Below are 22045 nucleotides of genomic sequence, written 5' to 3'. Positions count from 1 at the left end.
TGGATTACACCGCCGCCGGCACCACAGCGCGGTTATGTGCAGGTTCTTCGGTCAACTTGCCCTGCTGCAGCCTGAACCGGCGGTCCGTCTTGTTGGCCAGCGAACGGTCATGCGTGACCACAAGGATGGTGGTGTTGTGGTCCCGGGTGAGCGAATTGAGCAGCTCGATGATGTGCTCGCCGGTCTGCTCGTCCAGGTTGCCCGTGGGCTCATCGGCCAGGATCAGCTTGGGTTCATTGGCCAGCGCCCGGGCAATGGCGACCCGCTGCTGCTCGCCGCCCGAGAGCCGGTTGATGCGCCGCACGTGCTTGTCCGGGTCCAGCTGCACCTGCTCAAGCAACTCGCGCGCCCGCTGGGCCCGCGCGGACTTCCGGACCCCGGCGAACTCCATCGGGAGCATCACGTTATCCAGGGCGGACAGGTTGGGGATCAGGTTGAACTGCTGAAACACGAAGCCGATGTCCCGGCGCCGGTATTCGGTCAGCTTGCCGTCCGGCATGCCGGCCAGGCTGACGCCGTTGACGACGACGTCTCCGCTGGTGGGCTTGTCCAGCGCGCCCAGGAGGGACAACAGCGTGCTTTTGCCGCTGCCGCTCTTGCCCACGATGGACGCCAGCGTGCCCTGTTCCAGCTCGAAGCTGACGTCATTGACGGGCTTGATGGTGCGGTCGCCGGACTTGAAGGCGCGGACGAGGTTCTTGACTTCGATCATGGCTATTCTCCTCGGAGGACTTCGATGGGACGGATGCGGGCGGTCAGCAGCGCCGGAACCAGCGCACCGATGATGGCGACGCCAAACACCGCCACGATGCCCGCGGCAATGACGCCGGGGGACGCGCTTGCCGTGACGGACGTGAGCAGTTGCGAACCGCCGCCGAAGGGTCCGCCCTGACCCGGAATGCCGCCGGCGAAGCCGCCGCCCGCGATGCCGGGGCCGCGCTGGCCGGCGGTCGCCGTCGTCGTGCTTGTGCTCGAACTGACCAGTGCGGAGGCGATGCCGCCGCTGGCAAATGACGCGATCGCCGCGCCGACGACGCTGCCGAGCGCCACCAGAACCAGCGCCTCGAGCACGAACTGCAGGCCAACGGTCCGGTTAGGTGCCCCGATGGCCTTCAGCACGCCGATTTCGCGGCGGCGCTCGCGGACCAGCATGACCATGATCAGCAGGATGATCAGGCCGGCCGTGCCCAGCGCTGCGATGAAGGCAACGAGGGAGATGTTCTTGACGCTGTCCAGCGAGCTGACGGCGGTTTCGAGGTTGCGCTGGCCCTGGGTGACATCGGCCTTGTCGGTGCCGAGCGCGGACTGGAGCGCGGTCTTGGTGGAGTCGACGTTCTCCATGCTGTTGACCGTGACGATCATGGTGGAGAGCTCGCCGGGCAGCGCGGCAAGGGTCTGGGCCGCCGGAAGGGTGACGTACAGGGCGTTGTTGCCGAAGGTCGTGCCGGCGTCAAACAGGCCGGCCACGGTGAAGGTCTTGCTGTTGATGGTGAACGTGGAGCCGACCTTGAGGTTGTTCTTTTCGGCGAGCGTCGTGCCGAGCAGGGCCTTGGCGGAGTCCGCGGTGTAGTCGCCGAGCCCGGTGCCCGCCGTCAGTGCGAGGGCCTTGCCGGTGCTGTCCACTTCCTGTCTCTTATACACATCTAGATGTGTATAAGAGACAGCGCCGGCTGCGTGGTTCCGGTTGCGCCGGTGGTGCTGTCGCTGGCCTGGTTGCGGTTGCCAAGGGTTCCGGCGTCGACGGCGGCGGTGAGGCTGGTGGTGAGCGTCGTGGTGGACTGCCCGCCGGGACCCCCTGGCCTCCGCCCGGGCCGCCTGTCTGGCGGGCCGCCGCCTGCGCGGCAGCTTCGACGGCGTTGCGGAGGCGGAGGGCCTTTGTTCCGACGACGGCGGTCACGTTGGGCACGCCGGCCGCGGTTGCCGCCAGATGTGTATAAGAGACAGGCGGTCAGCGGCTCGCCGCCGCCTTCGAATCCCTGGCCGCCGGCCGGGTTGACCGTCAGGACGGTCCCCACCGAAGCGTTCAGCTCCTGGACCTTGGCGGCCACGGCCTGGTTGGCCACGAGCATGGCCAGGGCCAGGCCGATCGCTACGGCCAGCACGGCCACCACGGCTGCCGTTCTGACCTTGTTTCTAAAGGCATTGCCTACACTTCGGGCGAGGACGCTCACTGCACTCCTTGGGATCACGTGCCGGCGGAATGTCCGGCTTCAGATCCCACATTGGTGCCTGCTGCTGTGTAGGAAACCGGCCAAAGCTATGTTTGCGCTGTGAAGGGCCCCCGGCCCGGGCAGCGGACGGGGCCCGGCAGCAGACGGGCGCCCCGGCCCGGGGAGGCGGACGGGGAGAAGGGGCCGGGGAAAGGGCCGGGGACGCCAAAAGCCCCGGCCCTCCCTCGCGGGAGAACCGGGGCCCTTGGATGCAGCGCCTGGGACGTTACTTGGTGATCGGTCCGAGTACCGGATCGTCCACGTAGGCCGTCTTGACGTTTTCCTTGGTCACGATGACCGGCTCCAGCAGGTAGGCCGGAACGGTCTTGACCTTGTTGTTGTAGGACTTGTCGTCGTTGATTTCGGGCTTCTTGCCTGCCTGGATGTCCTTGACCATGACGATCGCGTGCTCAACGAGCTTGCGGGTGTCCTTGTTGATGGTGGAGTACTGCTCGCCGGCCATGATGGACTTGACGGACTCAACCTCGGAGTCCTGCCCTGTGACAACCGGAAGCGGCTTGCCGGCCGCCTTGACTGAGGTCAGGACTGCACGGGCCAGGGTGTCGTTCGGGGACAGCACGCCGTCCAGCGAAGCGGAGGAGTAGCTGCCGGTCAGCAGCGTGTCAGCACGGCGCTGGGCGTTCTCTGCCTTCCAGCCCTGGGTGACAGCCTGTTCGAACGTCTTCTGGCCTGAAACGACCTTGAGGGTGCCGTCGTCGATCTTGGGCTGGAGCACCTTCATGGCGCCGTCGAAGAAGACCTTCGCGTTGGCGTCGTCAGGAGATCCGGCGAAGAGCTCGATGTTGTAAGGGCCCTGCGGCTTCTTCTTCGCCATGCCCTCGAGGAGTGCCTGGCCCTGCAGCTCGCCGACCTTGAAGTTGTCGTAGGCCACGTAGTAGTCCACGTTCTCGGTGTTCAGGAGAAGACGGTCGTACGCGATGATGGTCGCGCCGGCGTCCTTGGCCTGCTTGAGCTGGGTGCCGAGCTGGGCGCCGTCGATGGCTCCCACGATGATGACCTTGGCGCCCTTGGTGATCATGGCGCTGATCTGGTTCTGCTGCTCCGAGACGCCGCCGTTGGCGAACTGGACGTCCGCTTTGAAGCCGGCGCTGGTGAGTCCGTCGTTGAACAGCTTTTCCGCCAGAACCCAGTTTTCGGAGGTCTTCTGCGGGAGTGCGACGCCGATCGAGGAGTTCTTGGGGAACGCCTCGCCGCCCGCAGTGCCACCGCCCGTTGTACCGGAGTCGGAACGGCCGCAGGCTGTCAGCGCCAGTGCCGCAATGGCAGCGATCGCTGCCGCCTTTCCTGCTTTACCAATCATTCGCATTGCTTGGTTCACTTTCTATAGGGGTGGGAAATGCATCCGGGAGCAGTGCGTGCTCAGGCTTCCCGGGAGATGGTTTCTTTGGTCGAGGTGACCTCGTCCGGCTGGAGCGGCGTGCCTCCGCTGGGACGGTTGAAGCCCTGGGTCAGCATGCCGATGATGGACCTCTTGCCCTGGGACTTGTTGTAGACATCGAATGCCACAGCGATCAGCAGGACCAGGCCCTTGATGATCTGGGTGAGGTCCGCGCCGACACCGAGGAGCTGGAGGCCGTTGTTCAGGACGGCCATCACCAGGCCGCCGACGATCGAGCCGATCACGGTGCCCACCCCCCCGGTCACCGCTGCGCCGCCGATGAACACGGCTGCGATGGCGTCCAGTTCCCAGCCGACGCCGTCGAACGGGCCGGAGGCCGTGGACCGGCCCACGAAGATCATGCCGGCGAGGCCGGCCAGGATGGACATGTTCATCATGACCAGGAAGTTGACCTTCTTGGACTGGACGCCGGAGAGCTCAGCGGCGTGGCGGTTGCCGCCCACTGCGTAGACGTGGCGGCCGACGACGGTCTTGGCGGAGATGAAGCCGTAGATCAGGACGAGGACGGCGAGGATGAGGCCGGGGATCGGGAACGAGGTGCCCGGGCGGCCGGTGGCGAAGAGGTACGTGGCGTACAGGATGGCGCCGCAGACCAGCACCAGCTTGGTGATGACCACCCAGCCCTCGGGGACCTCGGCGCCAAGCGCCTTGGCGGTGCGGCGTGCGCGGAGTTCGCTGAAGACCACGAACGCGACGCCCAGCAGGCCGAGCAGCAGGGTGAGGTTGTTGAACCCCGTGTTCGGGCCGACCTCGGGCAGGTAGCCCGAGCCGATGTACTGGAAATCGGCCGGGACCGGGATGGTGTTGGACTTGCCGACGAACTGGTTGAAGCCACGGAACAGCAGCATGCCGGCCAGCGTCACGATGAAGGCGGGAATCCCCACGTAGGCCGTCCAGAACCCTTGCCAGGCGCCGATCAGGGCTCCCAGCCCGAGTCCGAGCAGGATGCCCAGGTACCAGGGGATTCCCCAGTCCCTGATGGCCAGCGCCACGGTGACGCCGACGAATGCCGCCACAGAGCCCACCGACAGGTCGATATGGCCGGCGATGATGACCAGCACCATGCCGATGGCCAGGATCAGGATGTAGGAGTTGCCGTTGAAGAGGTTGATGACGTTGCCGGGGGTGAGCGTGCGGCCCTCGGTGGCGAATTGGAAGAAAACGATCAGTGCAACCAAGGCGAAGATCATGCCGAATTGGCGGGTGTTGCCGCCAAAGAGCTTCTTGAGCGCGTTCATTGTGTCAGTCCTTGTTCTGGAAGGTTCTGGAGGATTCCAGAGGGTCAGGCGGTTTTTCGGGCGGAAGTCATGAGTTTCATGAGGCTTTCCTGGCTGGCTTCGTCTTTGTCCACGACGCCGGTGATGGCGCCTTCGAAGATGGTGTAGATGCGGTCGGAGAGGCCGAGCAGCTCAGGGAGTTCGGAGGAGATGACGATGACGCCCTTCCCCTGGTTGGCCAGCTGCTGGATGATGCCGTAGATCTCGTACTTGGCGCCGACGTCGATGCCGCGGGTCGGTTCGTCCAGGATCAGCAGGTCGGGGTCGGTGAACATCCACTTGGCCAGGACCACCTTCTGCTGGTTGCCGCCGGAAAGCTTGGCCACGCCTTCCTCCACGGACGGCGTCTTGGTGCGCAGCGATTTGCGGTACTGCTCGGCCACCGTGAATTCCTTGTTGGTGTCCACCACGAAGTGCTTGCTGATCTTGTGCAGCGCCGCAGAGACCGTGGTGGTCTTGATGTCGTCCAAGAGGTTCAGGCCAAGGGACTTCCGGTCCTCCGTGACGTAGCCGAGGCCGGCATCGATGGCCTGCTTGACGGTCTTGAGGTGGAGTTCCTTGCCGTCCTTGTAGATGCTGCCCTTGATGAATCGGCCGTAGGAACGGCCGAACACGGAGCGTGCCAGTTCGGTGCGGCCAGCCCCCATGAGCCCGGCAAAGCCTACGATCTCGCCGCGGCGGACGAAGAAGTTGGAGCCCTTGCAGACCAGGCGGTCCTGCACCTGCGGGTGACCGACGGTCCAGTTCTTTACCTCGAACAGCACCTCCCCGATCTTGGGCTCGTGGTCCGGGAAGCGGGACTCCAGCGTGCGCCCCACCATGCCCTTGATGATCCGGTCCTCGTCAACGCCGTCGGCCTTTACGTCGAGGGTCTCGATCGACTTGCCGTCGCGGATGATGGTGATGGAATCCGCGATCTGCTCGATCTCGTTGAGCTTGTGGGAAATGATGATCGACGTGATGCCGCGGCCCTTCAGGCCCAGGATCAGGTCCAGCAGGTGCTGGGAGTCGGATTCATTCAGCGCGGCGGTCGGTTCATCGAGGATGAGGAGCCTCACGGACTTGTTCAGCGCCTTGGCGATCTCCACGAGCTGTTGCTTGCCGACGCCGATTTCCTTCACGGGGGTATCCGGGTCCTCCCGCAAACCCACGCGGGCGAGCAGTTCCCGGGTGCGGGTCCGGGCCTCGGCCCAGTCGATCACGCCCCGCTTGACGGGCTCGTTGCCCAGGAAGATGTTCTCGGTGATGGACAGTTCCGGGATCAGCGCGAGTTCCTGATGGATGATCACGATGCCGGCGTGCTCGCTGGCGCGGATGTCCTTGAACTGCTGGACCTCCGCCTGGTACACGATGTCGCCCGTGTAGCTGCCGTACGGGTAGACGCCCGAGAGCACCTTCATCAACGTGGACTTTCCCGCGCCGTTCTCCCCGCAGATCGCGTGGATCTCGCCGGCTTTCACCCTGAGGTTCACATCGGCCAATGCTTTAACGCCGGGGAACTCCTTGGTGATGGAGCGCATCTCGAGGATTACCGGATCACTTTGCGTGTCGAGGGACGTCATTTGCCCTTACGCCTCCAATGCGTGACTTCGTTGTCTGCCCTGCAATCCGCAGGGCCGTCTGATGAAAAAGTAAACTGGATCACAACCCTTGTCGTCAAGTCTTTAACGCAACGGGCAGATAACGAAAAGCTTACGAACGCCGGATTCCGGCATGTTGGAAGACCAGGGCTGCGGCGCCCAAGGCTTCGGCGCGGTCGCCCAAAGAGGACATTGTCAGGGTTGTGGTTTCCCCGATAACGGGCACTGCATGCCGCACCAGGCCACGGCGCACGGGGTCCAGCAGCAGCTCGCCCAGCCCGGCCAGCGGACCGCCCACCACTATCACTTCCGGGTTGATCAGGTTAGCCACATTGCCTAGCGCCCGGCCCACCGCCAGCCCGGCGTCGTCCACGACACGCAGGGTTGCCGCGTCCCTGGCCAGCGCCTTGCGGACGATGTCCGCGGGTGTCAGCGGCCGTTCCTCACCCCGGCCCAGCAGCTCGATCATGGTGGTGGTGGAGGCGATGGTCTCGAGGCAGCCCCTGTTGCCGCAGCGGCAGATCAGGCCGTGTTCATGGATGGTGGCGTGGCCGATTTCGCCCGTGATCCCCACGTTCCCGTAGTACGGAATGCCGTTCAGGATCAGGCCGGCGCCGATGCCCGAACCGATCTTGAGGAACATCAGGTTGCTGACGCCGCTGTGCGGGCCCCACGTGACCTCGGACAACGCCCCCAGATTGGCGTCATTGTCAATGAATACCGGGAACTGCAGGGTGTTTTCGAGGTGCTCCAGGATGTTGATGCCCACCCACTCGGGGAGGATGGCGCCCTGCGCCACGGTGCCCGTCCGGCGGTCGATGGGCCCGGGAATTCCGACGCCGGCACCCACCACGGCGCTGCGCTCCACGCCGCTGCCGGCGAGGAGTTTGGCCAGCAGTGTAACGGCGGCTTCGATGCCCTGATCGGCGTGGTGCCCGAGGGGAAGCAGGACGGATTCCTCGGCGATGATGTGGTAGCTGAGCGAGGCGAGCACGACGCGGAGGTGCCTGCGGCCGAAATCGATCCCGACCGCTACCGCGCCGTTGCTGTTCAGCCGGACGTTGAGCGCCCGCCGCCCGGAGCTGGTGATCGGCTCGGTGGACGCCAGCCCGGAGTCCTGCATGATTTTGACGATGTTGGACACCGTTGCGGTGGACAAACCGGTTTGCCGGGCGAGTTCCGCCTGCGTGGAGGGGCCGTTCAGGAGGCACTCGATGATCCGCTGCTGGTTGAGGTGTCTCAGAGCGGACTGCGATCCGGGGTTCTTGGTTCGGCTCCTCGTTGAGCGCGATGTTGAGGGCATGGTAAGAAGATTGCACCATCGGCTCCTTGTAGTCAAGAAGTTAACGCAAGGCGGGCTCGCCCGAGGTTTTGGGCTCCCCGGACGATCCGTCCCGCAGGCCGGTCTGGCAGGTGCAAATACACCGGCGCGCCCGGCCGGCACCGCGGATACGCTGAGGAGAAAGACGGCCCGGTATGGGGCGGGCGTTCACAAAGACTCGAGGTGATCATGGTGCTACTGGCGCTGTTGCAGGCAAATGCCGCTGTTTTAGACATCGAACGGAACTGCCGGGCCGTTGACGAGGCTGCCCGGAAGGCTGCCGAAGCCGGGGCCGGCGTGCTGCTGACTCCCGAACTCTTTCCCGTGGGGTACGCGCCGCTGCGGATCCGCACCGATCTGGATCCGGCACTCCTACCGGATATCCGCAGCACCTTGGCGGAAATCGCCGCGCGCCACCGGATCGCGCTGGTCTACAGCCTGCCGGCGCTCACGCCCGAGGGGCAATGGCAGATCACCGCGACGCTTCTCGGCGACCGGGGGGAGGAACTCCTCACCTACGCCAAGGTCCACTTGTTCGGGCCGGAGGAGCGTAAGGCGTTCAGCCCGGCACAAGCAGCCCCCGCCGTCGTCGATCTGGCCGGCGTCAGGGCATCGCTGGCCATCTGCTATGACGTGGAATTTCCCGAGATTGTGCGGGCAGCCGCGGCCCGCGGCGCCGAACTGCTCCTGGTTCCCACCGCGCTGGCGCACGGATTCGACGCCGTTCCCCAGGTCCTGCTGCGCGCCCGGGCGCTGGAGAGCCAGCTGACGGTGGCCTACGCCAACCATTCGGGCGCGGAGGACGGCTGCGAGTTCCTCGGCGGAAGCGTCATCGCCGCCCCGGACGGGTCGCTGCTGGCCGCCGCGGGCACCGGCCCGGATCTGCTGTTCGCCGAGGTCAGTGCCGACGCCGTCCGGGACGCGAGGGCGGCCGTGCCGTACCTCGACGACCGGCGTCCCGCCGTTTACCGGTCTTGGGAAGACGGCCTGGGCGGGGACGGCTCAGCCGGGAACTAGGACGGCTCCGCCGGCGGCTGAGCCGTCGGCCGGAGGTAGGTCTGCTGAAGGGACCGTCGCCGGCAGCTCATCCGCGTACTGCAGCGCAATCCACAGCTCGGCCCGCACCTGGGCCTCGTTGAGGTCCATGTCCAGCAGCTCCGCCACCGCGTTGATCTGGCGCCGGACACTGTTGCGGTGCAGCCCGAGCACTTTCGCGGTGGCGTCCCAGTTGCCGTTTTCGCCCAGCCAGGATCTCAGCACGGAGAGCTGGGCGCGGCGGCGGTCGGCGTCCTGGCTGAGCAGCGGCTCCAGGAGCCGGCTTGCCAGCATGGTGCCGGCCTCGCGTCCCAGCAGCCCTGCCACGGTCCAGCTGACTTCGCCCACCCGCGCACTTTTGCCGGTGCTTTGGACGCGGGAGCGGAGGGACGTCACGCGCTGGTAGGCGCCGCTCAGGCCGGCCAGTTCGGTGGCATCGCCGATCACCAGGCGCCAGCCGAGCTTTTCGATTTCGGCCAGCAATGCATCGTCCACTTTGAGGCGGGTGACGGCCGCGAAGCCGTAGTCGGTGATTTCCACGAGCTTGGTGTCGAACAGCCGGCGCCACTGCAGCAGCTCACGCACCGGGCTGTCCCCGGCGGGCCACGTTGCCTGGTCCGCCTTGACGCCCTGGACCACCCGAACCGGGGCCGAGCGGGTGGACGAGGTGCTCTGGGCGAGCAGGTCCCGGAGCCCGTTGATGTGCCGCGTTCCGCCGCTGGCCAGGCTGTCCGGGTGGAGCAGCAGTGCCGTGGCCAGCTGGCTTGGCGCCAGGGAACCGCTGGTCCGCTGCCGGACCAGGAGTTCCAGGAGGCCGACGGCGGATGACACCACGCTGTTCTGCGCCGGTGTCAGCGGGGCGCCGGCACCCAGGACCAGGGCCCCCAGGTTGGCGTCGCGGGTGCTGCGCAGCGGATGCCCGAAGACCAGCGCCGACCCTGCGACGTCGAAGGAGTCCATTTCCACCCGGGGCCCGCTCCCGCCCAGGAGGCGGTCCAGGATCGGCTGCAGCGCGGGAAGTTCGACGCCGGAGCCCGCCCGGGCGCGGACCCTTCCGTCCGCGCCCACCAGCACGGCCCACACGGGGACCCTCCGGGTCAGCGCTGCCAGGAGTTCGTGCTCCGGCCGGGCGGAAAGGACGGCACGCATCAGCTGCCTGTTGGTGTCCGCCAGGTGCCGGAACAGTTTGGCGTTGTCCGACTCCAGGAGCTGGGAGAACTCGAGTCCGATCGCCGCGAACGGGACCGTGCTGGGCACCTCCACGAGGGTCAGGTTGTGCCGCACGCAGGCCGCCACCACGGTCTCCGGCACGGCGTCGAAGTACGGTTCCAGCCCGAATCCCAGGGCCCCCACCCGGGCGTGCACGAGGCGTCGCACATAGGCGTCAACCCGGTCCGCGTCGCCCGCCTCGCCCACGAACGGCAGGCCGGCCGTGAGGAGGAACTCGCCGTCGAGCAGGTAGGGGGTCGGGTCTTCCAACTCACTAGGCTCCACCCACCGCAGCAGGCCGGAGCCGTTGCCGCCGTCGTGAAGCACCTTCAACGCCGGCGGCAACTTTGCCAGGAACTGCTCCAGCGTGACGACGCTAAGCCGCTCGGCGCCGGTGGCGGCCTCAGGCGACATGCGGCACACCGTCCCGGGGATCCTCGTAATCCGGGCACTCGTAGGCCCGGGGGAGGCGCGGGGCAATCCTGTTGATGATTTCGTCGCCGTGGCTGCCGATCGCCGCGCCCCATTCGTCCGCGCTGGCCGCACCCGTGCCCGGATCACCAAACAGGACGGCTGTGTCGCCGACGCAGACGCCGCCGGATTCCGGGCCCAGATCCACCATGAACTGGTCCATGCATACCTTGCCGATCACGGGAACCCGCCTGCCGCCGACACGGACGATGCTGCGGCCGGAAATGCCCTTCGGAATGCCGTCCGCGTAGCCGAGCGGGATCAGCCCCAGGAACCGCTCCTCGTAGGTGATGGCCTGGTGCTCATAGCTCACTCCGGTGCCCGCCGGGACCTTCTTCACGAGCACCACGGGAGCCGTCACTGTCAGGGCCGGGCGGAGCCCGTAGTCCGCCGGATCAAGGTGGTCGGCGGGGGCCAGGCCATAGATGGCCAGGCCCGCCCGGACCATGTCGAACGCGAATTCGGGGCGGTCCAGGATGTTGGCGGAGCTGGAAACATGCCTGAGCTGCGGATCCAGTCCGGCCTCCCGCGCCTGGCGGACGGCTTCCTCGAAGGCGGCCACGGCCGCGGCGTTGCCCGGGTGGGCCGGAACGTCGGCCCAGGCGAGGTGGGTCCAGACGCCCCGCACCGTCAGGGTTCCGGCCACCTCGGCCGTGCGTGCGGCGGCCACGAGGTCCGGCCAGTCCTCGGCGCGGGCGCCACCTCGGCTCAGCCCGCTGTCCAGCTCGAGGTGGACGGCTGCCGGCCGTCCCAACGACCGGGCAATGGCCGCCACCACGTCCAGCTGGGCGGTGCTGCCGACTGACATATCGACGTCGTTGTCCACCGCTTCGCGGATGATGTCGCTGGACGCTGTGGCGAGATATAGCCAGGAAAGAACCGGGGCTGTGATGCCGGCGCGGCGCAAGGCGAGGGCCTCGGTGAGCTGGGCGGTCCCGAGCCAGTCGGCGCCGGCCGCGAGCGCCGCCTGCGCCACGTCCACGAGCCCGTGGCCGTAGGCGTTGCCCTTCACCACCGCCATGAAATGCGTGGCAGCGGTGAGGGAGCGGAGGGCCCGGACATTGTCCGAAATCGCGGCCAGATCAACGCTGACCTGGCCGGAAAGCGCCGCGTTTGGGGCGCCTGTCTGTTGTGCATTACGTCTCATGCCAGAACACTATAGGTCATTTTGCACACCGGTGAGAGATGGCTCACACGCCTACTCTTGGTGAGGGGAATCGACAACTACTCACGAACGGACGTCAACGATGACTGTGCCCACCTACACAGAACAGCGGCCGGCGGCGCCGGCTGGCCGCCCCGGCCTGGCAGCCCAGCTGCTTCGCCGCAAGCCGATCGGACAGATGGTCAATGAAGCCGAGACAGGCCACGGCGGACCCCGCCTGGTCCGCAGCTTCGGCGTCCTTCAGCTGACGATGATCAGCGTGGGCGCGACACTTGGGACCGGCATCCTGGTGATCCTGGGCGAATCGGTTCCGCTGGCCGGGCCGGCCATCTGGATTTCATTCGCCATCGCCGGCTTCGCGGCCCTGTTGTCCGCCGTGTCCTACGCCGAGATGGCTGGCCTGGTTCCCGTGGCGGGCTCCAGCTACTCCTACAGTTACGCCACCCTGGGCGAGGGCATGGCCTGGATCTGCGGCTGGTGCCTCGTGCTCGAGTACGCCGTCTCGGTGGCGGCCGTGGCCGTAGGCGCCGGACAATACGTCAACGAGACGCTCGCTGTGTTCGGCCAGGTCCTGCCGGACGCCATCTCGCAGCCGCCCGGCGACGGCGGCGTCATGAACATCCCGGCCATGGTCATTGTCCTGCTGGCCATGATCCTGCTGATACGGGGCGCCAGGGAAAGCGCCTGGGTCAACACGGCCATCGTGATTATCAAGGTGGCCATCCTGATCTTCTTCTGCGCAGTCGCCTTCACGGCCTTCAACGCCGGCAACTTCGAGCCTCTCCTGCCCATGGGCGCTGCCGGGGTCTCCGCCGCCGCTTCCGGAGTGTTCTTTTCCTACATCGGCTTCGACGCGGCCTCCACCGCCGGCGAGGAAGCCCGCAACCCCAAGCGCGACCTGCCCCGCGCCATCATGCTCTCCATGCTGATCGTCACCACCATCTACGTCCTCGTCGCCGTGGCCGCCGTGGGCGCCCGGCCCTGGGGATGGTTCGACGGCAATGAAGCCGCACTGGTCAAGATCCTCGAAGAGACCACCGGCCAGCCCTGGATCGCCCTGGTCTTCGCCGTCGGTGCCGTCCTTGCCATCGCCAGCATCGTGCTGACCGTCCTGTACGGGCAGACCCGCATCCTTCTCTCCATGGCCCGCGACGGCCTCATCCCCAAAGTCTTCGGCCGCGTCTCCCGGAGGACCGGCACCCCGGTTGCAGGCACGCTGATCGTCGGCACCCTCGTGGCCCTGACAGCCGGCCTGGTTCCCCTGGGCGCCCTGGCCGACGCCACCAGCATCGGCACCCTCTTCGCCTTCGCCCTGGTGAACGTGGCCGTCATCTACCTGCGCCGCACCCGGCCCGAGCTCGAGCGGACCTTCCGGGTGCCGCTGTTCCCGCTGACGCCCATCCTGGGCGCGCTGATGTGCGCGTACCTGATGGCCAACCTGGGCGCCGACACGTGGGTGACCTTCGGCATCTGGATGCTGGTGGGGCTCGCCGCCTACTTCGGCTACGGCCGCCGCCATTCCAGGGTGGCCGCGCTGAGCCATGAGGAATACCGTGAACTATCCAGCCGTGAACTTTCCAGCGCTCCGTCCATCCCCGAACTGTCAAAGGCAGACCTTTCATGACCATCGCTACCGAACTGCCGGCCTTCGATCCGTCCAGCACCTCGACCGGACCTGCACCTGCGGCCGCCGACCGGGCGGACCGTGCCCCCGTCACCATGCTGAATCCGGACTTCCCCTTCAGCTATGACCATTACCTCTCCCACCCGGACGGGCTGGGGTCCCTTCCGCCGGAACTGTACGGAACCGAAGTCGCTGTCGTCGGCGCCGGGCTGTCCGGGCTGGTCACGGCCTACGAACTGATGAAGCTCGGGCTGCGGCCGGTCGTCTACGAGGCCGACCAGATCGGCGGCCGCCTGCGCACGGCGAGCTTCCCGTCGGCCCCGGGCGTGGTGGCGGACCTGGGCGGCATGCGTTTCCCGGTATCCGGCAAGGCGTTCTACCACTACGTGGACCTGCTGGGACTCGAGACCCAGGAGTTCCCCAACCCGCTGGCTCCCGCAACGTCCAGCACGGTGATCGAACTGGCCGGGCAGAAGCATTACGCGACCACCCCGGCCGACCTTCCGCCGTTCTTCCGCGAGGTGGCCGACGCCTGGAAAGCCGCCGTCAACGACGGCGCCAGGTTCAGCGAGATGCAGGAGGCCATCAGGGCACGGGATACCGCCCGGATCAAGGAACTCTGGAATGAGCTCCTGCCGCTGCTGGACGAGCAGACGTTCTACGGCTTCATCGCCGGCAGCGAGTCATTCAAGGCAGCGGGCTTTGCCCACCGCGAGGCGTTCGGCCAGGTGGGCTTCGGCACCGGCGGCTGGGACACGGACTTCCCCAACTCCATCCTCGAGATCCTGCGCGTCGTATATACCGACGCCGATGACCAGCACCGCCTCATCGCCGGAGGGGCGCAACGCCTCCCCGAGGCACTGTGGCACCACGCGCCGTCGGGCATGGCCCACTGGCCGGAAGGGACATCGCTGGCGTCCCTGCACTCCGGCTCCCCGCGGGGAGCCGTGGACCGGATCAGCCGGGACGCCAACGGCGACCTCCGCCTCCGTGAGCGGTGGGGACGCGAATCGTCCTACCCGGCCGTGGTCACCACCTGCCAGTCGTGGCTGCTCTCCACGCGAATCCACACGGAGGAGGCGCTGTTCCCGGCGGAGCTCTGGACGGCGATCGAACGCTCGCACTACATGCAGTCCTCCAAGACGTTCGTCATGGTGGACCGGCCGTTCTGGAAGGACATCGACCCGGAAACCGGCCGCGAGGTGCTGTCCATGACCCTGACCGACCGGCTCAACCGCGCCACCTATCTCCTGGACAACGGCCCGGACCAGCCCGCGGTGATCCTGCTGTCCTACACGTGGAACGATGACGCGCTCAAATGGCTCGCGCTTGACGCTGACCAGCGCGTGGAGCTCATGCTTCACTCGCTCGAGCAGATCTATCCCGGCGTGGACATCGCCAGCCACATCGTGGGCCAGCCCATCACGGTTTCCTGGGAAGCGGACCCCAATTTCATGGGCGCGTTCAAGGCGAACCTGCCCGGGCACTACCGCTACCAGCAGCGGCTCTTCACGCACTTCAAGCAGGACCACCTGCCGGAAAGCCAGCGCGGGATCTTCCTGGCCGGCGACGACGTTTCGTTCACCGCCGGCTGGGCCGAGGGCGCCGTGACCACCGGGCTGAATGCGGTGTGGGGAGTTGTGAACCACCTCGGCGGATCGTCCGCCGCGGGGAACCCCGGCCCCGGCGACCTGCTCGACGCGCTCGGACCCATCAGCCTGGACTAGCCGACATCAGCCGGAGTGGACCTCGCGGTGGGCCTGCGCGAGCTCGCGGTAATGGGCCGCGTTGTGCTTCACGCCGTCGAACTCCTCATCCGTGAGTTCCCGGCGGACCTTGGCGGGGACGCCGGCCACCAGGGACCGCGGCGGAACGACCGTGCCTTCCAGGACGACGGCGCCGGCCGCCACGAGCGAGCCGGCGCCAATCACTGCGCCGTTGAGGATGGTGGCGCTCATGCCGATGAGGCAGTCATCCTCAACGGTGCAGCCGTGCACGACGGCGCTGTGCCCGACGCTGACCCGGGCCCCGACGCTGCACGGGAACCCGGGATCGGCGTGCAGCACCACGTTGTCCTGCAGGTTGCTGCCGGCGCCGACGCTGATCGCAGCCGTGTCCGCCCGCACTGAGACGCCGTAAAAGGCGCTGGCGTCTTCGGCGAGGGTGGCACGGCCGATGACGGACGCCGTCGGCGCCACGAAAACTGAGGGATGGATGTCCGGGGTGTCGCCGGCGAAAGAATAGATGGGAGCCATGCCCCAAGCCTAGGACACCCAGTCGGGCTGGCCGGGGCTAGGGGAGGACGACGGCGATTGGCGCGCCTGGCGCGGCCACGCGTTCCAGTTCACGCACGACGCCGTCCGCCTCGTCGGCGGTGAGCCCCGCCAAGGCCTGCACCGCCCAGATAGCCGGGAAGACATGGTCCGCAAACGGCAGGCTTGCGGGTTCCGCCACCGAGACGCTCAGCCGGCGGGAAACGGCATAGCGGACGTTCCCGTCGAATGGATCCACGCCCGTGTAGTGGATGCCCGCCCGGACGAACCTGATTCCGTCGTCGCCCGGGCCGCAGCACACCTCCAGCACGGAGCGAAGGCCCTGCGCCTTGAGCAGGGCGATGAACGGTTCCAGTGAGGTTTCCGTGAGCAAGGTCATGGTATTAACCAGTCTCAGTTAAAACATCCGGGGTTGGAAGCCGCGGAGGCAAAGGCCGGACGCCATGACGATCTGTTTCCGGCGTCCCGGACAGACACCACGCCTCAGTCAGGGGCCACGGCTCAGTTGAAGACCACGGTCCGGTTGCCGTCCAGGAGCACCCGGTGCTCGGCGTGCCACTGCACCGCCTGGGCGAGCGTGCGTCCTTCCACATCCCTGCCCATCTGCACAAACTGCTCCGGAGTCCGCGCGTGGTCCACGCGGATCACTTCCTGTTCGATGATGGGGCCCTCGTCCAGCGCGGCGGTGACGTAGTGCGCGGTGGCGCCGATCAGCTTCACGCCGCGGGCGTGGGCCTGGTGGTAGGGCTTGGCGCCTTTAAAGGAAGGCAGGAAGGAATGGTGGATGTTGATGGCCTTGCCTGTCAGCTCGGTGCACAGGTCGTCGGAGATGATCTGCATGTAGCGCGCCAGCACGGTCAGCTCGATGCCTTCTTCGGCAATGATCTTCCGCAGCTGGTCCTCGGCCTGCACCTTGGTGTCCGCGGTGACCGGAATGTAGTGGAAGGGAATGCCGTAGAACTCAGCCAATCCGGCGAGGTCGCGGTGGTTGGAGACGATCGCCGGGACCTCGATGGGCAGGGTGCCGGAGCGCTGCAGGAACAGGAGGTCGTTGAGGCAGTGCGCGGACTTGCTCGCCATGAGCAGCGTGCGGACCTTCTGGCCCACCGGGTGGAGGCTCCACTGCATGCCGAAGGCCTCGGCAACAGGTTCCAGCGCGGCCTGGACCTCGGCCCGGGAAGCGGGGGTAGTGGCTTCCACGCGCATGAAGAACGTCCCGGTGGACTGGCTGCCGTACTGCTGCGAGTCCGTAATATTGCAGCCGGCCACCAGAAGGGCGCCGGCGACGGCGTGGACGATTCCGGGGCGGTCGGGGCAGGACAGGGTTACTACGTACGCTTTGGCGAGCTGGTCATCAATCACGAAGAACAGCCTACCCGCGAGGACGCCCGGCATTTGGTAGTCTGTTGGGGTCGCAACTGGCGTTGGGTGGCTAACCACCAGGGAGCGGCATTCACGAAGACCACGGATCGTACGCCTGGGCCGAGGGTCATGTTATGCCGGAAGATCGCTGCGCTTCTCCAAGTGCGCGTTTCCCCGGTGCGTTACAGCGCCTTTGCGGACTCGTGTCCGGGACGGGTCCCTTGGGCTTGTCATCAAAGGGCGGAGCAGCGCCCCAGCCGGTAGCCTGACCTTAGCAGTGCCCATCCCTAGCCAGGAGTTTCTTCGTGACTACTTCACCGACTTCCGTCAGCACTTCCTCCACCGTCAGCAACCAGCCGCTGGCTGAGCTCGATCCCGAGATCGCCGCAGTCCTGGACCAGGAGCTTGGCCGCCAGCGCGGCACCCTGGAAATGATCGCCTCCGAAAACTTCGCGCCGCGCGCCGTGATGGAAGCCCAGGGCTCCGTCCTGACCAACAAGTACGCCGAGGGTTACCCGGGCCGCCGCTACTACGGCGGCTGCGAGTACGTCGACATCGCCGAGCAACTCGCAATCGACCGCGTCAAGGAACTGTTCGGCGCGGAGTACGCCAACGTCCAGCCCCACTCCGGCGCGCAGGCCAACGCCGCGGCACTCTCCGCCATGATCACCCCCGGTGACAAGATCCTGGGCCTGTCCCTCGCGCACGGCGGCCACCTCACCCACGGCATGAAGCTCAACTTCTCCGGCAAGCTCTACAACGTGGCTGCGTACCAGGTGGAGCAGGACAACTTCCGCATCGACATGGACAAGCTGCGCGAACAGGCCATCGCCGAAAGGCCGCAGGTGATCATTGCCGGCTGGTCCGCCTACCCGCGCCACCTCGACTTCGCCGCCTTCCGCTCCATCGCCGATGAAGTGGGCGCCCTCCTCTGGACCGACATGGCGCACTTCGCCGGCCTCGTTGCCGCGGGCCTGCACCCGAGCCCGGTGCCGCACTCCGACGTCGTCACCTCCACCGTGCACAAGACCCTCGCCGGCCCGCGCTCCGGCGTGATCCTGGCCAAGCAGGAATGGGCCAAGAAGCTCAACTCCAACGTCTTCCCGGGGCAGCAGGGCGGCCCGCTCATGCACGTCATCGCGGCGAAGGCCGTGGCCTTCAAGATCGCCGGCACCGCGGAGTTCAAGGAGCGCCAGGAGCGCGTCCTCGAAGGCGCCAAGATCATCGCCGACCGCCTCAACCAGTCCGATGTGGCCGAGGCCGGCGTTTCCGTCCTCACCGGCGGCACCGACGTGCACCTGGTCCTGGTTGATCTGCGCAACTCGCAGCTGGACGGCCAGCAGGCCGAAGACCTCCTGCACTCCGTGGGCATCACGGTCAACCGCAACGCCGTCCCATTCGACCCCCGCCCGCCGATGGTCACCTCGGGCCTGCGCATCGGCACCCCGGCACTGGCTACCCGCGGCTTCGGCGCGCAGGAATTCACCGAGGTCGCGGAGATCATCGCCACCGCGCTGAAGGCCGGCTCGGGCACCGACGTCGAGGCCCTGCAGGCCCGCGTGGACAAGCTCGCCGCCGACTTCCCGCTGTACCCGCAGCACGAGCAGTGGTGACCCCGTCCATGGCGCAGACCGCGAAGATCCTTGACGGCAAGGCAGCCGCTGCCGCCATCAAATCCGAGCTGGCTGAGCGTGTCGCGGCGTTGAAGGCCCATGGCGTCACCCCGGGCATCGCCACTGTGCTCGTGGGCGCGGACCCTGCCTCGCAGCTGTACGTGTCCATGAAGCACAAGCAGTCTGTGGAGATCGGGATGAACTCGATCCAGCGTGAGCTTCCGGCGGACGCCACCCAGGCCCAGGTTGAGGCTCTCATTGACGAACTCAATGCGGACCCCGCCTGCCATGGTTACATCGTGCAGCTGCCGCTGCCCAAACACCTGGACACCGACGCCATCCTCGAGCGGATCGACCCCGCCAAGGATGCCGACGGGCTGCACCCGACCAACCTTGGCCGGCTGGTGCTCAACGTCAACGGCGAGATCACCTCGCCGCTGCCGTGCACGCCCCGCGGCGTCATCGAGCTCCTGGAGCGGAACGGCTACAGCCTCTCGGGCAAGCACGTCGTGGTGGTCGGCCGCGGCGTCACGATCGGCCGCTCGATCGGGCTGCTGCTCACCCGGCGCGCCGTGAACGCCACCGTGACGCTGACGCACACCGGCACCAAGAACCTCTCGGAGCTGCTCCGGCAGGCGGACGTCATTGTGGGCGCGGCAGGTGCAAAGCACATCGTCAAGGCTGCGGACATCAAGCCTGGCGCGGCCGTGCTGGACGTCGGCGTCACCCGTGAAACCGACCCCGAGACGGGCAAGAGCAAGGTCCATGGCGACATCGATCCCGCCGCCGCCGAGGTGGCAGGCTGGATTTCGCCGAACCCCGGCGGGGTCGGTCCCATGACCGTGGCTCTGCTCATGACCAACGTGGTCGAAGCCGCGGAACGAAAAGCGGGACTCGCTTAGTCGCCCCGAGCTCAACCAGCAGCACCGTAGGGCGCCTACTCCTCCGGGAGTAGGCGCCCTACGCCGTTAAGCAGACGACGATCAGCACCTCCGCCGCTAGGCTCGGACTATGCAGCGCCGTTTCCGTGGACCGCCCACCGCCGTCATCGTGGCCGTGGTGGCGCTGATCCAGGTGGTCGGCACGGTTTTCGCCTCCGCGAGGCAGCCTGACCACCGGCCGCTGGATGCCCTCGCCGTCGCCCTGCTGCTGGCGGGTCCGGCCGCTTTATCGCAGCGCCGGCGCGCCCCGCTGGTCATGCTTCCCGTCGCGGCAGCCGCTGCGGGGGCGTATTTGGCGCTCGGTTACGCCTGGGGTCCGGTGGTTCTGTCGCTGGCGCTGGCCATCGTGTTCTCCGCTGCTGCGGGCAAGCGCTGGCAAACCTGGGCCGTGGCTGGAGCGTGCGGCACGGCGCTGGTGGCCGTGTCACTGTCGCGCGGCGATGAGGCAGCCTTGCTCCGGGCCTTCGCCGGCACTGCGTGGCTGGCCATCCTGGTGCTCCTGGGGGAGGGGGCCAGGCTCCGTAGTGAACGCGTGGCCGAACGGCGCCGGCAGCGGGAGGCCCGGGAGCAGGCGGCCCGCGACGAGTACCGCCTCACCCTCGCCCGCGACATCCATGACGTCGTGGCGCATTCGCTATCCCTGATCAACGTCCGCGCCTCGGTGGCGCTCCATCTGGGCGAGAAGGATCCCGAGCAGTTCCGCCCGGCACTGGAAGCGATCAAGGCTGCGAGCAAGGACTCGCTCGCCGAGATCCGCCAGCTCCTCGGCGTCCTGCGGGACGACGCCCCGCTTAGCCCGGCGCCTCCGCCGCGGCTGTCGCAGATCCCGGCGCTCGCGGACAACGCCCGGCGGGCAGGGCTGGAGGTGAGGGTGAGCCAGCCGGATCCGGACGCAGCCCCCCAGATTCCGGACGCGGTCCAGGAGGCCGCCTACCGGATAGTCCAGGAGCTGTCTCTTATACACATCTAGATGCGTATAAGAGACAGGCGCCCGGCAGGCCGCCGTCGTCCTTTCCGTTCAGGCCGCCGGCACAGCGCAGACCGCCGGACTGCTCACCGTGACCATTGACGACGACGGCGCCGGCGCGGCCGGCGTGCCGGACGGCAACGGCGTGACCGGGATGCGCGAGCGGACGGCCGCCCTGGGCGGCACGCTGGAGCTGGCTTCACTGGATCCGGGCTGGCGGGTCCGGGCCGTGATCCCTCTGCGTGATGAGACAACCCCCGGTTCCCGGAACCCGGACGACCGGCCATGATCCGCATCCTGCTGGCGGACGATCAGACCCTTATCCGCGCCGGATTCCGCGCCCTGTTGAGCGCGGAACCGGACATGACGGTGGTGGCCGAGTGCGGCACCGGCCGTGATGCCGTGCGGCTGGCGGCCCGCGAACATCCCGATGTGGTGCTCATGGATATCCGCATGCCGGACGGCGACGGGCTCGAGGCCACCCGGCAGATCATGGCCGGCAAGGACCTCACGGGCACGCGCATCATCATCCTGACCACCTTTGAACTGGACGAATACATCGCCGAGGCCGTCCGGGCCGGCGCCGCGGGATTCCTGGTCAAGGACACCGAGCCGGAGGAGTTGCTCCGTGCGGTGCGCGTGGTCCACGACGGCGACGCGCTGCTGTCGCCATCGGTCACCCGCCGCATTATGGCCCAGCTCGCGGTCCAGTCGCGGGCGGCGGCACCGCCGGCCTCTCTGGACCAGATCACGGAGCGCGAACGCGAGGTCCTGCGGCTCGTGGGCGAGGGGCTGAACAACGCCGAGATCGCCGAGCGGCTGTTCATCACGCCGCTCACGGCCAAGACCCACGTCTCCCGGATCATGACCAAGCTGCTGGTCCGGGACCGGGCGCAGCTGGTGGTGCTCGCCTACGAATCGGGGCTGGTGCGTCCTGGCTGGGCGGCTGACGGCGTGACCCTCTGACGGCGTGACCCTCTGACGGCGTGACCCCGGGCGGCGTGACCCCGGGCGGCGTGACCCCCCGGGCGGCGCGGCCGGGGGCCTCCCGGCGGAGTATGCCGGCCGCCTAAGGTGACTCCCGACGGCGGACGCCAGGCGGGCGCTTCACGACCAGACTCGATGCAGAGCCGAAATACGGCCCGGTATTGAGAGTTTGGATGATTGACATGTTTACCGACCTTGCCACCACCGTTACGGCAGCGGCCTCCCAGCTTCCTGCCGACCTTGCCGCCCATGGACCTTGGGGCGGCGGCGGATTCTCGCCCTGGTTCCTGCTTTTTCCGCTGTTCTGGATCCTGGTGATCGGACTGTTCATCTTTTTCGCCCGGCGTACCTGGCGGCGGAACCACGAATGGGCCACCGCCCGGGGCGGGGAAAGCCTCCTCCGGGAGCGCTACGCACGCGGCGAGATCAACGAATCTGAGTACCGTGAGCGGCTCAAGGTGCTGCGCGGCGACCAAAAATAATGTCGGTTCCGGGACGCCTGCCGGCGCCACGCACAACGAATGGATCTTTCGAGACCGGGCTATTCCTTTGACCCCCCGGGCGTACTAGCTTAGGGGGGTGCCCGAACT

19 protein-coding genes and 1 pseudogene are annotated in these 22045 nt (G+C 67.2%); 9 read left to right on the top strand and 11 right to left on the bottom strand.

Features of this window, described 5'->3' with window-relative positions:
* Window positions 1-4: 4 nt before the first annotated feature.
* From B1A87_RS12670 to B1A87_RS12645, 6 genes and pseudogenes are all read right to left on the bottom strand, one after another.
* Window positions 5-712, bottom strand: coding sequence for an ABC transporter ATP-binding protein (locus B1A87_RS12670; RefSeq protein WP_078030181.1), 708 nt, complete (start codon window positions 710-712; stop codon window positions 5-7).
* Between the two features lie 2 nt (window positions 713-714).
* Window positions 715-2171 (bottom strand): annotated as a pseudogene (locus B1A87_RS12665) (ABC transporter permease).
* 265 nt (window positions 2172-2436) lie between these two features.
* A complete protein-coding gene (locus B1A87_RS12660) occupies window positions 2437-3537 on the bottom strand; it encodes a sugar-binding protein (protein WP_078030179.1) in 1101 nt (366 codons plus the stop codon).
* A gap of 53 nt (window positions 3538-3590) precedes the next feature.
* Window positions 3591-4868 carry a multiple monosaccharide ABC transporter permease gene (gene mmsB / locus B1A87_RS12655; protein ID WP_078030178.1) on the bottom strand — a complete coding sequence of 426 codons (1278 nt, stop codon included), beginning with the start codon at window positions 4866-4868 and terminating at the stop codon, window positions 3591-3593.
* 44 nt (window positions 4869-4912) lie between these two features.
* Window positions 4913-6469: a multiple monosaccharide ABC transporter ATP-binding protein gene (gene mmsA, locus B1A87_RS12650; protein WP_078030177.1), complete on the bottom strand. Its 1557-nt coding sequence runs from the start codon at window positions 6467-6469 to the stop codon at window positions 4913-4915.
* 130 nt (window positions 6470-6599) lie between these two features.
* Entirely contained in the window at window positions 6600-7790 is a 1191-nt protein-coding gene (locus B1A87_RS12645) for an ROK family transcriptional regulator (RefSeq protein ID WP_078030176.1), read from the bottom strand.
* 207 nt (window positions 7791-7997) lie between these two features.
* Between B1A87_RS12645 and B1A87_RS12640 the strand changes: the two genes are divergently transcribed.
* Window positions 7998-8825 (top strand): nitrilase-related carbon-nitrogen hydrolase, encoded by an 828-nt coding sequence (locus B1A87_RS12640; protein ID WP_078030218.1) that lies wholly within the window; start codon window positions 7998-8000, stop codon window positions 8823-8825.
* Here B1A87_RS12640 and B1A87_RS12635 read toward each other — a convergent pair.
* Window positions 8811-10466, bottom strand: coding sequence for a PucR family transcriptional regulator (locus B1A87_RS12635; protein ID WP_078030175.1), 1656 nt, complete (start codon window positions 10464-10466; stop codon window positions 8811-8813). The genes B1A87_RS12640 and B1A87_RS12635 overlap by 15 nt on opposite strands.
* The gene (alr, locus tag B1A87_RS12630; RefSeq protein WP_078030174.1) at window positions 10456-11670 is read right to left on the bottom strand and encodes an alanine racemase; all 1215 of its coding nucleotides are present in this window, start codon (window positions 11668-11670) and stop codon (window positions 10456-10458) included. Before alr ends, B1A87_RS12635 begins: the two co-directional genes overlap by 11 nt.
* 100 nt (window positions 11671-11770) lie before the next feature.
* Between alr and B1A87_RS12625 the strand changes: the two genes are divergently transcribed.
* Window positions 11771-13312 carry an amino acid permease gene (locus B1A87_RS12625; RefSeq protein WP_078030173.1) on the top strand — a complete coding sequence of 514 codons (1542 nt, stop codon included), beginning with the start codon at window positions 11771-11773 and terminating at the stop codon, window positions 13310-13312.
* A complete protein-coding gene (locus tag B1A87_RS12620) occupies window positions 13309-15039 on the top strand; it encodes an NAD(P)/FAD-dependent oxidoreductase (protein ID WP_185982313.1) in 1731 nt (576 codons plus the stop codon). The genes B1A87_RS12625 and B1A87_RS12620 overlap by 4 nt, the downstream gene beginning before the upstream one ends.
* Before the next feature lie 6 nt (window positions 15040-15045).
* On the opposite strand, the gene B1A87_RS12615 is transcribed toward B1A87_RS12620, so the two are convergent.
* The 3 genes from B1A87_RS12615 to purU all read right to left on the bottom strand — a co-directional run bounded on the left by B1A87_RS12615 (window position 15046) and on the right by purU (window position 16947).
* A complete protein-coding gene (locus B1A87_RS12615; protein WP_078030172.1) occupies window positions 15046-15567 on the bottom strand; it encodes a gamma carbonic anhydrase family protein in 522 nt (173 codons plus the stop codon).
* A gap of 37 nt (window positions 15568-15604) precedes the next feature.
* Window positions 15605-15964 carry a class I SAM-dependent methyltransferase gene (locus B1A87_RS12610; protein WP_078030171.1) on the bottom strand — a complete coding sequence of 120 codons (360 nt, stop codon included), beginning with the start codon at window positions 15962-15964 and terminating at the stop codon, window positions 15605-15607.
* Window positions 15965-16086: 122 nt separating this feature from the next.
* Window positions 16087-16947, bottom strand: a complete 861-nt coding sequence (gene purU / locus B1A87_RS12605) for a formyltetrahydrofolate deformylase (RefSeq protein WP_078030216.1) — start codon at window positions 16945-16947, stop codon at window positions 16087-16089.
* Window positions 16948-17252: 305 nt separating this feature from the next.
* Between purU and glyA the strand changes: the two genes are divergently transcribed.
* From glyA to B1A87_RS12575, 6 genes are all read left to right on the top strand, one after another.
* Window positions 17253-18560: a serine hydroxymethyltransferase gene (gene glyA / locus B1A87_RS12600; RefSeq protein ID WP_144275806.1), complete on the top strand. Its 1308-nt coding sequence runs from the start codon at window positions 17253-17255 to the stop codon at window positions 18558-18560.
* 8 nt (window positions 18561-18568) lie between these two features.
* Window positions 18569-19462 (top strand): bifunctional methylenetetrahydrofolate dehydrogenase/methenyltetrahydrofolate cyclohydrolase, encoded by an 894-nt coding sequence (locus B1A87_RS12595; RefSeq protein WP_078030215.1) that lies wholly within the window; start codon window positions 18569-18571, stop codon window positions 19460-19462.
* A 109-nt stretch (window positions 19463-19571) separates the two neighbouring features.
* Window positions 19572-20471 (top strand): sensor histidine kinase, encoded by a 900-nt coding sequence (locus tag B1A87_RS12590; protein ID WP_144275805.1) that lies wholly within the window; start codon window positions 19572-19574, stop codon window positions 20469-20471.
* 88 nt (window positions 20472-20559) lie between these two features.
* The gene (locus B1A87_RS12585) at window positions 20560-20757 is read left to right on the top strand and encodes a hypothetical protein (protein WP_144275804.1); all 198 of its coding nucleotides are present in this window, start codon (window positions 20560-20562) and stop codon (window positions 20755-20757) included.
* On the top strand, window positions 20754-21434 hold the full coding sequence (locus B1A87_RS12580; RefSeq protein ID WP_144275803.1) for a response regulator transcription factor: 681 nt from the start codon (window positions 20754-20756) through the stop codon (window positions 21432-21434). The genes B1A87_RS12585 and B1A87_RS12580 overlap by 4 nt, the downstream gene beginning before the upstream one ends.
* Window positions 21435-21637: 203 nt before the next feature.
* Window positions 21638-21937, top strand: coding sequence for an SHOCT domain-containing protein (locus B1A87_RS12575; RefSeq protein WP_139362952.1), 300 nt, complete (start codon window positions 21638-21640; stop codon window positions 21935-21937).
* Window positions 21938-22045 lie beyond the last annotated feature (108 nt).

The sequence above is a fragment of the Arthrobacter sp. KBS0703 genome (genome assembly GCF_002008315.2).
In the GTDB taxonomy this organism is placed as follows: Bacteria; Actinomycetota; Actinomycetes; order Actinomycetales; family Micrococcaceae; genus Arthrobacter.
The sequence above is the reverse complement of the archived record's forward strand: the minus strand, read 5'-3'. Positions and strand labels throughout refer to the sequence as shown.